The sequence below is a fragment of the Nocardioides marmotae genome, assembly GCF_013177455.1.
GTDB classification, from domain to species: Bacteria; Actinomycetota; Actinomycetes; order Propionibacteriales; family Nocardioidaceae; genus Nocardioides; species Nocardioides marmotae.
This window is the reverse complement of record NZ_CP053660.1, coordinates 2,675,626-2,691,381: the sequence shown is the minus strand read 5'-3', so window position 1 is coordinate 2,691,381 and position 15,756 is coordinate 2,675,626. Positions and strand designations below refer to the sequence as shown.

12 protein-coding genes are annotated in these 15,756 nt (G+C 74.5%); 8 read left to right on the top strand and 4 right to left on the bottom strand.

Annotated features, from left to right (window positions below):
* Positions 1-14 precede the first annotated feature (14 nt).
* The gene (locus tag HPC71_RS12940) at positions 15-2,954 is read left to right on the top strand and encodes an ExeM/NucH family extracellular endonuclease (protein ID WP_154616504.1); all 2,940 of its coding nucleotides are present in this window, start codon (positions 15-17) and stop codon (positions 2,952-2,954) included.
* Between the two features lie 100 nt (positions 2,955-3,054).
* Here the strand turns inward: HPC71_RS12940 and HPC71_RS12935 are convergent, their stop codons facing one another.
* Positions 3,055-4,833, bottom strand: a complete 1,779-nt coding sequence (locus tag HPC71_RS12935) for a glycoside hydrolase family 15 protein (protein WP_154616505.1) — start codon at positions 4,831-4,833, stop codon at positions 3,055-3,057.
* A 76-nt stretch (positions 4,834-4,909) separates the two neighbouring features.
* On the opposite strand from HPC71_RS12935, the gene HPC71_RS12930 reads away from it, so the two are divergent.
* Positions 4,910-5,398, top strand: coding sequence for a CinA family protein (locus HPC71_RS12930; protein ID WP_253943708.1), 489 nt, complete (start codon positions 4,910-4,912; stop codon positions 5,396-5,398).
* Between the two features lie 32 nt (positions 5,399-5,430).
* Positions 5,431-5,754 (top strand): helix-turn-helix domain-containing protein, encoded by a 324-nt coding sequence (locus HPC71_RS12925; protein ID WP_154616506.1) that lies wholly within the window; start codon positions 5,431-5,433, stop codon positions 5,752-5,754.
* A gap of 20 nt (positions 5,755-5,774) precedes the next feature.
* On the opposite strand, the gene HPC71_RS12920 is transcribed toward HPC71_RS12925, so the two are convergent.
* Complete coding sequence (locus HPC71_RS12920; RefSeq protein ID WP_171896771.1) at positions 5,775-6,575, bottom strand: Fpg/Nei family DNA glycosylase; 801 nt, start codon at positions 6,573-6,575, stop codon at positions 5,775-5,777.
* Positions 6,568-11,214: an ATP-dependent helicase gene (locus HPC71_RS12915; RefSeq protein ID WP_154616507.1), complete on the bottom strand. Its 4,647-nt coding sequence runs from the start codon at positions 11,212-11,214 to the stop codon at positions 6,568-6,570. Before HPC71_RS12915 ends, HPC71_RS12920 begins: the two co-directional genes overlap by 8 nt.
* Positions 11,215-11,307: 93 nt before the next feature.
* Here HPC71_RS12915 and HPC71_RS12910 point away from each other — a divergent pair, with 93 nt between their 5' ends.
* From HPC71_RS12910 to HPC71_RS12890, 5 genes are read left to right on the top strand one after another with little or no spacing between them, the layout of a single operon-like run.
* Positions 11,308-11,538: a hypothetical protein gene (locus HPC71_RS12910; RefSeq protein WP_154616508.1), complete on the top strand. Its 231-nt coding sequence runs from the start codon at positions 11,308-11,310 to the stop codon at positions 11,536-11,538.
* Positions 11,539-11,576: 38 nt separating this feature from the next.
* The gene (locus tag HPC71_RS12905; RefSeq protein WP_154616509.1) at positions 11,577-12,620 is read left to right on the top strand and encodes an alcohol dehydrogenase catalytic domain-containing protein; all 1,044 of its coding nucleotides are present in this window, start codon (positions 11,577-11,579) and stop codon (positions 12,618-12,620) included.
* Between the two features lie 10 nt (positions 12,621-12,630).
* On the top strand, positions 12,631-13,599 hold the full coding sequence (locus HPC71_RS12900; RefSeq protein WP_257866242.1) for an ABC transporter ATP-binding protein: 969 nt from the start codon (positions 12,631-12,633) through the stop codon (positions 13,597-13,599).
* Positions 13,599-14,453: an ABC transporter permease gene (locus tag HPC71_RS12895; protein WP_154616510.1), complete on the top strand. Its 855-nt coding sequence runs from the start codon at positions 13,599-13,601 to the stop codon at positions 14,451-14,453. The genes HPC71_RS12900 and HPC71_RS12895 overlap by 1 nt, the downstream gene beginning before the upstream one ends.
* A complete protein-coding gene (locus HPC71_RS12890) occupies positions 14,450-15,256 on the top strand; it encodes an ABC transporter permease (RefSeq protein ID WP_154616511.1) in 807 nt (268 codons plus the stop codon). Before HPC71_RS12895 ends, HPC71_RS12890 begins: the two co-directional genes overlap by 4 nt.
* Here the strand turns inward: HPC71_RS12890 and HPC71_RS12885 are convergent.
* Positions 15,249-15,749, bottom strand: coding sequence for a GNAT family N-acetyltransferase (locus HPC71_RS12885; protein ID WP_154616512.1), 501 nt, complete (start codon positions 15,747-15,749; stop codon positions 15,249-15,251). The genes HPC71_RS12890 and HPC71_RS12885 overlap by 8 nt on opposite strands.
* Positions 15,750-15,756: the final 7 nt, after the last annotated feature.

Below are 15,756 nucleotides of genomic sequence, written 5' to 3'. Positions count from 1 at the left end.
TCGGAGGTTTCGTCATGCCCTCATCCGGGCGTTCCCCCCGCAGGTCGCTCGCGGCCTGCGCCGGTCTGGCCCTCGCCGCCACCGGCCTCTCCTTCGCGCCGCTCCCGGCGCACGCCGTCAGCCCGAACCTCGTCATCAGCGAGGTGTACGGCGGCGGCGGCAACACCGGCGCCCCGCTGCGCTCGGACTTCATCGAGCTCCACAACCCCACGGACGCCGCCGTCGACCTGTCCGGCCTGACGCTGGAGTACCGCTCCGTCACGAACGGCAGCGGCGGCAAGCTCGCGCTGAGCGGCACCCTCGCGCCTGGCAAGCACTTCCTCGTCAAGGGCGCCGACGGCAACAACGCCGCGCTCCCGGCGCTCCCGACCCCCGACGCCACGAGCACCTTCAACATCGCCGGCACCGGCGGTCAGGTCCTGGTGTATCGAGGCGCTTCCTTCACCGGCGCGGGCAACCTCGCTGGCGCCACAGGCATCGTCGACATGGTCGGCTGGGGCGCGAACGGCTCGGGTGCCCCGGCCGCGAGCTACGAGACCGCCGCGGCGGCCGCGACAGCGAACGCCACCTCGGTGAGCCGCACGAAGGCCGACGCCGACAACAACGCTGACGAGTTCACCGTCGGCGCGCCCACGCCGCAGAGCAGCGGGGCCGGCCCGGTCGAGCCCGAGCCGCCGGCGGACCCGGTCGACGCCACCATCCCCGAGATCCAGGGCACCGGCGCCGCATCGCCGTTGGTGGGCGACGTGGTGACGACCACGGGCGTGGTCACCGCCGTGCCGCAGTTCCTCTACGGCTTCTACCTCCAGACGCCCGGCACCGGCGCCGAGGCCGACCGGACCGCCTCCGACGGCGTCTTCGTCTACTACCCGAACGGCTCCGGCGCGATCAGCGTCGAGCCGGGTGACCACGTCGAGGTCACCGGCGAGGTCGCCGAGCACGCCGGCCAGACCCAGATCCGCACCTCGGCGGCCCAGGTCACCGAGCTGACGACCCCCGCGGCCGCCCCGGTGCCCTACACCGGTGCCTGGCCCGCCACGGACGCGGCCAAGGAGACCCTCGAGGGCATGCTCTTCGGCGTCCGGGACCGCGAGTTCACCGTCGCCGACACCTACAGCACCAACGTGTACGGCGAGGTGGGGCTCGCGCTCGGCGACACCCCGCTCCTCCAGCCGACCGAGGTGGCCGACCCCCGTGACGCGAGCGCGATCGCCGCGGTCGTCGCCGACAACGCGGCCCGCGCGATCACGCTGGACGACGGCTCGGGGACGAGCTTCACGAGCAACAAGAACCTGGTGCCGGCCTACGTCTCCGACACCGACCCCGTGCGGGTGGGCGCCGGCGTGGAGTTCGTCGAGGACGTCATCCTCACCGAGGGCGGCTCGACCAGCGCGCCGACGTACCGCTTCCAGCCGCTCGTCTCGGTCGACGGCTCGCGGTTCCCCGCGACCTCCCCGGCGGTCTTCGAGGACACCCGTGAGGCCGCGCCCGACGCCTCGCGGGTGGACCCGGACGGCGAGGCGGAGCTCGCGATCGCCTCGTTCAACGTCCTGAACTACTTCACCACCCTCGGCGACGCGGACGACGACAACGTCGGCGACGACGGCTGCCGGCCCTACACCGACCGCGCCGGCGACGGCACCAACGTCAACACCGGCTGCGACCAGCGCGGCGCCTGGGACCCCGAGGACTTCGCGCGCCAGCAGGAGAAGATCGTCGCCGCGATCAACGCCATGGACGCCGATGTCGTCGGCCTGATGGAGATCGAGAACTCCCTCGTCCTCGGCGAGGAGGCCGACGAGGCGACCGAGAGCCTGGTCGCGGCGCTCAACGCCGACGCGGGCTCCGAGGTCTGGGCGGCCAACCCGTCCTCGGCCGACCTGCCCCCGGCCGCGGAGATGGACGTCATCACCAACGCCATCATCTACAAGCCCGCCGCCGTGCGACGGGTCGGCGAGGCGCGCGCGCTCGGCGAGCTGAGCGGCGCGGGCGAGGCGTTCGACAACGCCCGCGAGCCGATCGCCCAGGTCTTCACCTCGACCGAGGGCGGCGAGCCGTTCCTCTTCGTGGTCAACCACTTCAAGTCCAAGGGCTCGGGCGTCGACGACGGCACCGGCCAGGGCAACGCGAACCCCGACCGGGTCCGCCAGGCCGAGGCGCTCGCGACCTGGGTCGAGGGGGTCCGGGTCGAGGAGGACGTCGACGCGGCGTACCTGCTCGGTGACTTCAACGCCTACACGATGGAGGACCCGATCCGCCTCCTCGACGAGGCGGGCTACGCCGACGTGACGTCGGCGACCGGCAACGACGAGTACAGCTACCTGTTCTCGGGCCTGGTCGGCTCGCTCGACCACGTCCTCGCCAACGACGCGGCGCTCGCCTCCATCACCGGCTCCGACGTCTGGAGCATCAACAGCGGTGAGTCGATCGCGCTGGAGTACAGCCGGTTCAACTACCACGGCGCGGACTTCCACGCCCCCGGTCCGTACCGGTCCTCCGACCACGACCCCGTCGTCGTCGGCATCGACACCGTCGCCGAGCCGACGGACCCCGGCCCGGTGACGCCCTCGCCCACCGACCCGCCGACGCCGGGTCCCTCGGACCCGACCGACCCGCCGACCCCGGGCCCGACGGACCCGACGGAGCCCCCCGCCCCGGAGCCGGTGAAGCCGACCGTGCGGGCCTTCTGGTACCCCCAGCAGGTCGTGGCCGGACGGACCCGTGCGGTGCTGACGGTCAAGGTCCATGCCCAGGGCGAGGCCGCCGACGGCTGGGTCCGGGTGTCCTTCCCGGGCAAGCGCACCAAGGTCGTCAAGCTCGAGGACGGTGTGCTCAAGGTCCGGCTCTGGAAGTTCGGCGGCGCCGGCGACAAGACGCTGACGATCACCTACAACGGCCGCGGCGACGTCGCCGCGCGCAGCATCGTCCGGGTCGTCCGGGTCGTGCGGCGCTGACCTCGCGACGTCCCACCTGACCCACGGCGGGGGTCGGCCCACCCGGGCCGGCCCCCGCCGTCGTACGTCGGGGCGCCGGCCGCGCGGGCGGGTGTGGCTCCTAGGCCGGCCCGGCGTCGGCCAGGACGAGCGCGGCCTGGACGAGGGTCAGGTGGCTGAAGGCCTGGGGGAAGTTGCCTGTCATCCGGGAGGCGACCGGGTCGTACTCCTCGGCCAGCAGGCCGACGTCGTTGGCGAGGGCGGCCAGCCGGTCGAAGAGGGCGTGGGCGTCCTTGACCCGCCCGGCCAGGGCGTAGGCCGAGACGAGCCAGAACGAGCAGGCGAGGAACGGGTGCTCGTCGCCGGCCAGGCCGTCGACACCGGTCTCGGTGCGGTAGCGCAGCAGCAGCCCGTCGCGCATCAGCTCGCGCTCGATCGCCTCGATGGTGCCCAGGATGCGCGGGTCGTCGGCGGGGAGGAAGCCGACCAGCGGCAGCACCAGCAACGAGGCGTCGACCTCGTCGGTGTCGTAGTGCTGGGTGAAGGTGCCCTTCTCCTCGTTCCAGCCCCGGGCGAGGACCTCGGCGTGCACCTCGTCGCGGACCCGGCGCCACTTCTCGACCGGCCCGGGGAGGCCGTGGACCTCGACCGCCCGGACGGCGCGGTCGAAGGCGACCCAGACCATCGCGCGGGAGTGGGTGAAGTGACGCGGCTCCCCGCGGATCTCCCAGATGCCGTGGTCGGGCTCCTGCCAGTGCCGGGCGAGGTCGTCGACCAGCGCGCGCTGCAGCGCCCACGCCTCGTCCTCGGCCGTGCCGCGGACGGTCCGCACCCGGTCCAGGGCGTCCATGACCTCGCCGAGCACGTCGTGCTGCTTCTGCACCGCGGCCCCGTTGCCGATCCGCACCGGCAGCGAGCCGGCGTACCCCGGCAGGTGCGGCAGCTCGTGCTCGGGCAGGCGGCGCGCGCCGTCCACGGCGTACATGATCTGGAGGTCCTGCGGGTCTCCGGCCACCGAGCGGAGCAGCCAGGCCCGCCACAGCATCGCCTCCTCGGTGTAGCCGGCGTCGATGAGGGAGGTGATGGTCAGCGCGGCGTCGCGCAGCCAGCAGAAGCGGTAGTCCCAGTTCCGTTCGCCACCGATCTCCTCGGGCAGCGAGGTGGTGGGGGCGGCGACGATGCCGCCGGTCTCCTCGTGGGTCATCAGCCGCAGGGTGAGCAGGGAGCGTCGCACCAGGTCGGCGTGCGGCAGGTCCTCGCGGCACGACCGCGCCCACGCCTCGTCCTCGTCGATGCTCTGCGCGACCCGGTCGCCGAGGTCGTGGAGGTCGTCGAGCGGGACGTGCGAGGGCAGCCAGGTCATCGTGAAGACGAGGTCGTCGCCGGGGCCGACCTCGAACTCGTCGTTGTGGCTGTGGTCGGTGGCCCGCGGGAGCCGCGGCCCGCGCAGCACGAGCTGGTCGGGGCCGGCGATGGCGACGATGACGTCCTCGCCGTGGAGGTGGTGGCGCCGGACCCAGGGGTGCACGGCGCCGTAGTCGAGCCGGATCCGCCACTCGTGCCGCATCCGCACCCGGCCGCTCACCCCGGACACCCGGCGCACGACGTCGGCCCGGCCGTCGCCGCGCGGCATCAGGTCGGTCAGCCGCACCACGCCGTCGGCGGTGGTGAACGTCGTCTCCAGCACCGCCGAGGCGCCGACGTAGCGCCGCTCGGTGCTGTAGACCCCCTCGGGGACCAGCTGCCAGTGGCCGTGCTCGGGCGTCCCGAGCAGGCCGGCGAGGCACGCGGGGGAGTCGAAGCGCGGCAGGCACAACCAGTCGATCGACCCGTTGGTCCCCACGAGCGCGGCGGTACGCCGGTCGCCGATCACTGCGTAGTCCTCGATCGGCAGGGCCATGCGTCCGAGGCTACGGGGCGGGCGACCCGGGTGGGTCCGCACCCGGTCGGCTCGGGGGACGGCCTAGCATCGGGGCGTGATCGACGTCGCCGCCCGGGTCCACCTGCTGCTGCGCGCCAGCGGCCAGACCATCGCCTCCGCCGAGTCGCTCACCGGCGGCCGGGTGGCGGTCAAGCTCACCGAGACACCGGGAGCGTCCGGGACGTTCCTCGGCGGCGTGGTCACCTACGCCACCGAGCTCAAGCACAGCCTGCTCGAGGTCTCCGAGGAGATCATCGAGGAGCACGGCGTGGTCTCCGCGGAGTGTGCCCGGGCGATGGCCTCGGGCGTGCGGAAGCTGACCGGCGCGACGTACGGCATCGCGACCACCGGCGTCGCCGGGCCCGGCGAGCAGGAGGGCAAGCCTGCGGGCACCGTCTTCGTCGGCCTCTCCGGCCCCGGGCGGCTCGAGGCGATCGAGCTGGAGCTCGGCGGGGACCGGGTGACCGTGCAGAACCTGGCGGTCCAGGAGGCACTGTCGGCGCTGGAGGACATGCTGGGCACGGAAGAAACCGCGATCGGGTAGCGTTGACGAACCGACCAGGAAGGGGAACCCGCATGGTGCTTTTTCGTCGGCTTCTCGGCGACGTGCTCCGCGAGCGGCGCATGCAGCGCGGGATGACCCTGCGGCAGGTCTCCGCCGAGGCCCGGGTGAGCCTGGGCTACATCTCCGAGATCGAGCGCGGGCAGAAGGAGGCCTCCTCCGAGCTCCTCGCCTCGTTGTGCGGCGCGCTGGACGTGCCGCTGAGCGACGTGCTCCGCGACGTCTCCCACGCGGTCGCCATCGAGGAGGCCGCGCTGGCCCCCATCCCGATCACCGTCAGCACGGTCGGCAGCGCCGCCCGACGCGGCGCCGGCGACGTCGTCGCCTCCGCGGCCTAGCGGCGGGCTCGGTCGAGGGCTCAGCCGCCCGGCTCCGGCTGGCAGGCCGGGCACCAGTACGTCGCCCGCTCCCGCCCCGCGGGCCCGGTCATCGCGACCCGGATCGGGGTGCGGCACCGCCGGCAGGGTGACCTGTCGCGGCGGTAGACCCACATCCGTTCCCGCTCGCGCAGGTCCCCGGTCGTGGACTGGACCGCGCGCTCCTTGTTGAGGTCGAGCATCTGCTTGCCGCGGCGGACCAGCCGCGGCAGGTTCGCGACCGATCCCACCGGAGCGAGCGGGTGCACGCCGGAGACGTAGCAGAGCTCGGCGAGGTACATGTTCCCGATGCCGGCGAGGTTGCGCTGGTCCAGGAGCGCCTCGCTGAGCGGCCGGTCCGGCTCGGCGCGCAGCCGGCGCAGCGCCTCCTCCTCGTCCCAGTCCGGGCCGAGCAGGTCGGGGCCGAGGTGGCCGACGACGGTGTGCTCCTCCGCGGTGGGCAGCAGGTCCACGACGCCGAGGGAGAAGCCGACGGCGACCCGGTCGTCGGTCGTGAGCACGACGCGGGCCTGGTGGGCCGGGCGCCTCCAGGGCTCGCCGGGGCGGTGCACCCGCCAGGCGCCCTCCATCTTCAGGTGGGTGTGCAGCGTCCAGGCGCCCTGCTCGCCCTCGATCCGGGTGAGCAGGTGCTTGCCGCGGGAGACCGTCCGCACGACGGTCGAGCCGGCCAGGTCCGCGGTGGCGTGCTGCGGGACCCGGAGGTCGGTGCGGACGAGCACGTGGCCCGACAGCGCCCGGTCCAGCAGCCGCGCCGCCCGGTAGACGGTGTCGCCCTCAGGCACCGGCGCCTCGCAGCCGCAGGCCCCGGGGGGTGGAGACGAAGCCGGCCGCGGTGAGCGCCTCGCGCAGCGGCGTGGAGCCCGAGCCGAGCAGCTGCTCGCCGTCGGCCCGCTCCACGGTGAGCCGGCCCAGCGAGCCGCGGCGGGCGGCCTCGGCGAGCGCCTGGGCGGCCGGGACGAGGCGCTCCTCGTCGTCGGCCCAGGTCAGCAGGGTGCGCCCGCCGCGCTCGACGTACATCGTCAGCACGCCGTCGACGAGCACCACCATCGCGCCGGCCTTGCGTCCGGGCCGGTGACCGGCGCCGGGCTTCCCGTCGGCGGCGTCGCTCTCCACGACGCGCTCGGGCCAGGGGAGCGCGGCGCCGTAGGGGTTCGCCGGGTCGGTCGCGGCCAGGGCGACGGCGACCGGCTTGGCGTCGGGGTCGACCTCGGCGAACGTGCGGAGCCGGTCGATCGCCCCGGCGGTGCCGAACTGCGCGGCCCCCAGGCCGTCGACGAAGTAGCCGCGCCGGCAGCGCCCGGAGTCCTCGAACGCCGACAACACCTTGTACGCCGCCGCGAACCCGCCCGGGAGCCGCTCGCTCACCACCGCCCCGCGGATCACCACGCCGTGCCGGTCCAGCAGCCGCTCGGCGGCGGCGTGCGCGCGCCGGGTGGGGTCCTCGTCGATCGCGGGCAGCACCGCCCAGCGGCCGGCCGTCTCCGGCGGGCCGGTGCGGGCGGGCATCCGCCCCCGGGTGGTCTGCGACATCCGCACCCGCGGCGCGGCGCGCTTGGTGCGGTGGCTCGCCGAGCCGCCGCGGACCAGCCCCCGCAGCGGGGTGAGGGTGTCGTTGCTGATCCGGCCCGCCCAGACCAGGTCCCACAGCGCGGCGGAGACGGCGGCGTCGGGGGTGGCGCCGAGGGAGCCGGTCACGGTGTCGGCGAGCTGGCGGAAGAAGTAGGCCCCGCCGGGGGCGAGCGCGTCGAGGAGCGCCTGGTGGAGCTCGCTGTGCTCGAACGGCTCGGGCTCGGGCAGCGTCAGGTGCGCGGAGTCGGCCAGGTGCAGGGAGATCCAGCCGTCGGAGCCGGGCAGGGCGCCGTGCCCGGCCCAGACGACCTCGCCGGAGGCGGTCAGCTCGTCGAGGTAGGAGGACTCGTAGTCGCGCACCCGCGCGGAGAGCACCAGCGGCTCCAGTGCGGAGGCGGGGACCGGGCAGCCGGCGAGCTGCTCGACCACGGTCAGCACCCCGTCGACGCCCCGCGGGCCGCGGCCCGAGCCGGTGTCGACGTGCTGCCACGCGGTGAGGAACCGGCCGAGGGCGGCCGGCTCGACCGGCTCGACCTCCTTGCGGAGTCGGGCCAGGGAGCGGCGGCGCAGCCGGCGCAGCACCTCGGCGTCGCACCACTCCGACCCGGCGCCGGAGGGACGGAACTCACCGTCGAGGACCCGGCCCTGGCCGGCGAGGCGCTGGAGGGTGTGCCGGACGACGGCCTGGCCCAGGCCGAGCCGGTCCGCGCACTGCTCGGTGGTGAAGGGGCCGTGGGTGCGGGCGTAGCGCGAGACCAGGTCGGCGAGCGGGTCCTCGACCGGCTCGGTGAAGACCGACGGCGTCCCCGGCGGGACGGCGACGCCGAGGCCGTCGCGCAGGCGGCCGACGTCCTCGATCGAGCTCCAGCGCTCCTCCCCGGCCATCCGGACCTCGGTGACCCGGCGGGCGTCGGCCAGCGTGCGCAGCCAGCCGGCGACGTCGGCGCCCTCGACGCAGCGCTCGGCGACCTCGGCGGTGGTCAACGGGCCGAGCCCGCGCAGCAGGTCCGCGACGCCCTCGGCGTCGCGGGCGCGGCGGTCGGGGTGGAGCCGTTGCAGCTCGGCCTCGACCTCGGCGAGCACGTCGGGGTCGAGCAGCTCGCGCAGCTCGGCGCGGCCCAGGAGCTCGGCCAGCAGGCCCTGGTCCAGGGAGAGGGCGGCCGCGCGGCGCTCGGCGATGGGGGAGTCGCCCTCGTACATGAACTGGGCGACGTACCCGAAGAGCAGGCTGCGGGCGAACGGCGACGGGGCGTGGGTCGAGACGTCGACGACGCGGACCTCGCGCCGGTCGATGCTGCGCATCAGGGCGACCAGGGCGGGCAGGTCGTAGACGTCCTGGAGGCACTCGCGGACGGCCTCCAGGACGATGGGGAAGGAGGGGTACTTCGAGGCGACCTCGAGCAGGGCCGCGGAGCGCTGCCGCTGCTGCCACAGCGGGGAGCGCCGCCCGGGGTCGCGCCGGGGCAGCAGCAGCGCGCGGGCCGCGCACTCGCGGAACCGGGCGGCGAACAGCGCGGACCCGCCGACCTCGGTGGTGACCAGGTCGTCGATCTCGTCGGCCTCGAAGACGATCACGTCGCCGCCGGGCGGCTCCGCGTCGGTGTCGGGGATCCGGATGACGATGCCGTCGTCGGAGGCGACCGCCTGGCCGTCGATGCCGTACCGCTCGCGCAGGCGGGCGTTGATCGCCAGCGCCCACGGCGCGTGGACGGGCGTGCCGAAGGGGGAGTGCAGCACCAGGCGCCAGTCGCCGAGCTCGTCGCGGAACCGTTCCACCACCAGGGTGCGGTCGCTGGGCAGCACGTTGGTGGCCTCGAGCTGCTCGTGGAGGTAGGCCACCAGGTTGGCGGCGGCGTACTCGTCGAGGCCGCGCTCGCGGGCGACCTGCTCGGCCTTCGGCGGCGGCAGGGCGCCGAGCTCGCGGGTGAAGGCGCCGATGGCGGTGCCGAGCTCGGCGGGGCGGCCGGGGGCGTCGCCCTTCCAGAACGGCAGCCGGCCGGGGATGCCCGGCGCGGGGGTGACGAGGACCCGGTCGTGGGTGATGTCCTCGATCCGCCAGCTGGTCGCGCCGAGGGCGAAGATGTCGCCCACGCGGGACTCGTAGACCATCTCCTCGTCCAGCTCGCCGACCCGCTTGCCGGGGCCCTCGCCGCCGACGAGGAAGACGCCGAACAGGCCGCGGTCGGGGATCGTGCCGCCGCTGGTCACCGCCAGCCGCTGCGCGCCCGGCCGCCCGGTGAGGGTGCCGGTGACCCGGTCCCACACGATGCGGGGGCGGAGCTCGGCGAACTCGTCGGAGGGGTAGCGCCCGGCGAGCAGGTCCAGCACGGCGTCGTACGCCGAGCGGGGCAGCTGGGCGAAGGAGGCGGTGCGGCGGACCAGGTCGAAGAGGTCGTCGACCGGCCAGGGCTCCATCGCGGTGGCCGCGACGACCTGCTGGGCGAGCACGTCGAGGGGGTTGGCCGGGACGCGCAGGGACTCGATCGCGCCGGCGCGCATCCGCTCGACGGCGACAGCGGTCTGGGCGAGGTCGCCGCGGTGCTTGGGGAACAGCACGCCGCGGGAGACCTCGCCGACCTGGTGGCCGGCCCGCCCGACGCGCTGGAGCGCGGAGGCGACGCTGGGCGGGGACTCGATCTGGACGACGAGGTCGACCGCGCCCATGTCGATGCCGAGCTCGAGGCTGCTGGTGGCGACCACCGCGGGGAGCCGGCCGCGCTTGAGGTCGTCCTCGATGAGGGCGCGCTGCTCCTTGGAGACCGAGCCGTGGTGGGCCTTGGCGACGACGGTGGCGTACGGGTCGTCGGCCGAGACCGGGCGCGAGGAGCCGGACTGCGCCATCACCTGCGCCGGCGGGCCGGTCTGACCGCCGCCGGTCTGCCGCTCGAGGGCGTCGGCGTCGGGGGCGGCCCGCGCGGTGGCGATCTCGTTGAGCCGGGCGGTCAGCCGCTCGGCCAGCCGCCGGGAGTTGGCGAAGACGATCGTCGAGCGGTGCTCCTCGATCAGGTCGACCACCCGCTCCTCGACGTGCGGCCAGATCGACTGCGCGCGGGCGGGCTCCTCGGAATCCTCGTCGTACTGCTCCGGAGCGGTCATGTCCTCGACCGGGACCACGACCTTGAGGTCCCACTCCTTCGTCGAGGGCGGCGCCACGATCTCCACCGGCGCGGAGCCGCCGAGGAAGCGGGCCACCTCGTCGAGCGGGCGGACCGTGGCGGAGAGGCCGACCCGCTGCGCGGGTCGGTCCAGCAGGGCGTCGAGGCGCTCGAGGGTCAGGGCGAGGTGCGCGCCGCGCTTGGTGCCGGCGACGGCGTGGACCTCGTCGAGGATGACCGTCTCCACCCCGCGCAGCGACTCGCGGGCCTGGGAGGTGAGCATCAGGAACAGCGACTCGGGGGTCGTGATCATGATGTCGGGCGGGTCGGTCACCAGCTTGCGCCGGTCGGCGGCCGGGGTGTCGCCGGAGCGCACGCCGACCCGCACCTCGGGCACCGTCGTGCCCAGCCGGTCGGCGGTCTGCCGGATGCCGGTCAGCGGCGTGCGCAGGTTGCGCTCCACGTCGACGGCCAGCGCCTTGAGCGGGGAGACGTAGAGGACGCGGCAGCGCTTCTGCTTGTCCTCGGGGCGCGGCTCGGAGAGCAACCGGTCCAGCGACCACAGGAACGCCGAGAGGGTCTTGCCCGAGCCGGTCGGCGCCACGACCAGCGCGTGCCGGCCCGCATCGATCGCCGCCCACGCACCCTGCTGGGCCGGCGTCGGCGCCGCGAAGGCCGCACCGAACCAGGTGCGGGTCGCGTCGCTGAAGCGCGCCAGGGCGTCAGCGGGGTCGGTCGGGTCGGGCACGTCGTCCATCCTCGCTCAGGGCACCGACAGTGCGCGGCCGTGGATCGTCCGGGCGAGCGGCCCGGCGCTTGCGCGGACCGTTGCCCGGGTACGTTCGGGAGCATGAGCGAGGAGCACCAGCACGACGAGACCGACCAGGCGCGCATCGACCGGCGCGCGGAGCTGCTGCCCGAGGAGGAGGCCGCCGGGAGCGCGGACCCCGCGGCCCAGGCCGAGGCGATCCTCGAGGAGTCCGACGAGCGCACCCAGGACCCCGAGGGCACCCAGGAGGACTCCGAGCAGACCGGCCCCCGCACCTCCGAGCAGGCCAGCCACACCCCGACCGGCGCCTGACGCCGGACGCCGCCCCGCGGCTCACTAGGCTCCGCCGCATGCGAGCGGTGGTGTACCGGGCCTACGGCGAGCAGCCGGTCGTCGAGGACGTGGCGGAGCCGGCGTGCCCGGCCGGCGGCGTGGTGGTCGAGGTCGCCGCGACCGGGGTGTGCCGCTCGGACTGGCACGCCTGGCAGGGCCACGACCCCGTGCCGCTGCCGATGGTGCCCGGCCACGAATTCGCCGGCACCCTCGTCGAGGTCGGCGCGGAGGTCGCGGGCTGGTCGGTCGGCGACCGGGTGACCGTGCCGTTCGTGGTGGCCTGCGGCCGCTGCGCGTGGTGCGCGGCGGGGGAGCAGCAGGTCTGCCCCGACCAGGTCCAGCCCGGGTTCACCTACCCCGGCTCGTGGGCCGAGCGGGTCGCCGTCCCCGCGGCGGCCACGAACCTGGTGCGGGTGCCCGACGGGCTCGCCCTCGACGCGGCCGCGGCGCTCGGCTGCCGGTTCGCGACGTCGTACCGCGCCCTGACCGTGCACGGCGGCCTGCGGGCCGGCCAGCACCTCGCGGTCCACGGCTGCGGCGGGGTGGGCCTCTCCGCGGTGATGGTCGGCGTCGCGCTCGGCGCGCACGTGGTCGCCACCGACCTCGACCCCGCGGCCCGCGAGGCCGCCTGCGCGCTCGGCGCGGAGGTGCTCGACCCGGCCGCGGTGCCGGTCGCCGACGCGGTCCGCGACGCCACCGGCGGCGGGGCCCACGTCTCGGTCGACGCGGTCGGCTCCCCGGCGACCGCCGCCGCCTCGGTCCGGTCGCTGCGCCGCCGCGGCCGCCACGTCCAGGTCGGCCTGCTGCTCGGCGACCAGGCCGCGCCGCCGCTGCCGATGGACGTGGTGGTCGCCCACGAGCTCACGGTGGTCGGCTCCCACGGGATGGCCGCCCACGAGTACCCCGCGATGCTCGACCTCGTCGCCGCCGGCACCCTCGACCCGGCCGCGCTGGTGACCCGCCGGATCCCGCTCGCCGAGGCCCCCGCGGCGATGGCCGCCCTCGGCACACCGGGTGCCGCCTGCCCCGGGATCACCGTCGTCGTCCCCGGGCGGCGCTAGCCTCCCGTCCGTGAGCGAGCCCACCCCCGCGACGACGTCGATGATCACGTCGATGATCTCGGCGCGCGGCCTCCGCAAGTCCTTCGGCGACATCGAGGCGGTGCGCGGCATCGACGTCGAGGTACGCCGGGGCGAGGCGTTCGGCTTCCTCGGGCCCAACGGCGCCGGGAAGTCCTCGACGATGCGGATGGTCGCGGCCGTCTCCCCGGTCAGCGGCGGCGAGCTGCGGATCCTCGGCATGGACCCGGCCGTCGACGGGCCGGCGATCCGTGGCCGGCTCGGGGTGTGCCCGCAGGAGGACACCCTCGACACCGAGCTGAACGTCCGCGACAACCTCTACATCTACGGCCGCTACTTCGGGATGCCGAAGAAGGAGGTGCGCGACCGGGTCGCGGAGCTGCTGGACTTCGTGCAGCTCACCGACAAGGCCGACGCGAAGGTCGAGGACCTCTCCGGCGGCATGAAGCGCCGGCTCACCATCGCCCGCTCGCTGGTCAACCGCCCCGACCTGCTGCTGCTCGACGAGCCGACGACCGGCCTGGACCCGCAGGCCCGGCACGTGCTGTGGGACCGGCTGTTCCGGCTCAAGCAGGCCGGCGTCACCCTGGTCATCACCACGCACTACATGGACGAGGCCGAGCAGCTCTGCGACCGGCTCGTGGTCATGGACAAGGGCCTGATCGTCGCGGAGGGCTCGCCGCTCGACCTGATCCGGGAGCACTCCAGCCGCGAGGTCGCCGAGCTGCGGTTCGGGGTCGCCGCCGGCGGCGGGGGCCACGAGGCGGTCGCCGAGCAGGTCGCCGACCTCGGCGAGCGGGTCGAGGTGCTGCCCGACCGACTGCTCGTCTACAGCGCCGACGGCGAGGAGGTCGTCGCCAAGACCCTCGAGCGCGGCCTGCGCCCGGTCGCCACGCTGGTGCGCCGCTCCACGCTGGAGGACGTCTTCCTCCGGCTCACCGGCCGGACCCTGGTCGACTGATGACCGCCGCCCCCGAGTCCTCCGAGTCCTCCGGGTCCCGGCAGGGGACCGCCACCGGCGCCCGCGGCGACCTCCCGCTGCTGGTCGGCATCGCCCGGCAGACCGACTACTGGTGGACGGTCTACCGGCGCACCTGGCGCGGGACGGTCGTCAGCTCCTTCCTCGCCCCGCTGTTCTACGTCGTGGCGATGGGCGTGATCCTCGGCGGCTTCATCGAGGCCGACCCCGACCAGCTCGAGGGCGCCACGTCGTACCTCGCCTTCGTCGTCCCCGGCCTGATCGCCGCCCACGCCATGCAGACCGCGGTGGGGGAGACGACCTACCCCGTCATGGGGCTGATCAAGTGGCAGCGGGTCTATGACTCGATGCTCGCCACGCCGCTGCAGGTCCCGCACCTGGTCGGCGCGACCCTGGCCTTCGTCGGCTTCCGGCTGGTCACGACCTGCGCGGTCTTCACCGCCGTGCTCGCGCCGTTCGGCGTCTACGCGACCTGGTGGGGGCCGTTCCTGGCGTTCGGCGCCCAGGTGCTGACCGGGATGGCCTTCGCCGGGCTGGTCTACGGCTTCACCGCGCGGTTGCGCTCGGAGACGGCCTTCGGTGTGCTCTACCGGCTCGGCGTCTTCCCGCTGTTCCTCTTCTCCGGGGCGTTCTTCCCCGTCGACAACCTCGGCGCCGTCGGGTCCTGGGTGGCCCGGCTCACGCCGCTGTGGCACGGGGTGAACCTCTCGCGGATGTTCGCCCTCGACCACGTCACCTGGTGGCTGGCCGGCGTCAACGTCGCCGTGCTGCTCGCGCTGTGCGTCCTCGGCTGGTCCTGGTCGGTCTCCGGCCTGCGGAAGCGGCTGATCTCATGAGCGAGGTCCTCACGCCCCGCGAGCCGCTCCCGCCGCTGAGCGCCTGGCAGGCGCTGCGGCTGCTGGTGCTGCGCAACTACCTGGTCTACCGCGACGCGTGGAAGCTCTTCCTCACCGGCTTCCTCGAGCCGGTCTTCTACCTGTTCTCCATCGGCATCGGCGTCGGCCAGCTCATCGACACCTTCACCTTCAACGGCGAGGAGGTGCCGTACGCCGCGTTCGTGGCGCCGGCGATGCTCGCCGCGTCCGCGTTCAACGGCGCGCTGCTGGACAGCACCTACGGCGTCTTCTTCAAGCTGCGCTACGACAAGCTCTACGACCAGATGCTCGCGACGCCGCTGACGACCTCCGACATCGCCCGGGCCGAGATCGTCTGGGGCCAGCTGCGCGGCGGCACCTACTCCGCGGCGTTCCTGCTCGTGATGCTGGCGATGGGGCTCATCGACTCCTGGTGGGCGCTGCTCGCGCTGCCCGCCGCCCTGCTCATCGGCTTCGCGTTCAGCGCGGTCTGCATGGCGCTGACGACCTTCATGAAGAGCTGGCAGGACTTCGACAAGATCACCCTGGTCCAGGTGCCGCTGTTCCTGTTCTCGGCCACGTTCTTCCCGATCACGGCCTTCGACGGCTGGCTGCGCTGGGTCGTGGAGTGCACCCCGCTCTACCGCGGCGTCGTGCTGTGCCGCGAGCTGACCACCGGCGCGCTGTCGTGGTCCTCGGCGGTCTCGGTGGTCTACCTGGTGGTCATGGGGCTCGTCGGGCTGTACGTCGTCCGGCGGCGGCTGGACTCGCTGCTGCTCACCTGAGCATCAGCTGCCACAGCTCGGTGTCGATCCAGCGCTCGTGCTTGAAGCCGACCTCGCGCAGCACCCCGACCGGCTCGAAGCCGCAGCGGCGGTGCAGCGCGCGGCTGGCCGGGTTGGGGAGCGCGACGACGGCCAGCGCGGTGTGGACCCCGTCGGCCCGCAGCCGCGCCAGCAGGTCGTCGTAGAGCGCGCTGCCGACGCCGCGCCCGCGGGCGGTGTCGGCGAGGTGGACCGAGACCTCGCGCGCGTGGCGGTAGGCCGGTCGCGGGCGGTACGGCGACGCGGCGGCGTACCCGAGCACCTCGCCGTCCTCCTCGGCCACCAGCAGGTGGTCGCCCGGGCCGAGGCCGGCCAGCCGCTGCTCCCAGTACGCCGTGCCCTGCGGCTCCAGGTCGAAGGTCGCGACGCCGGTGCGCACCTGGTGGTCGTAGACCGCGGCGATCGCGGGCAGGTCGGCGGCGACGGCGGGGCGGACCAGGACGGGCGTGGACATGACCCCA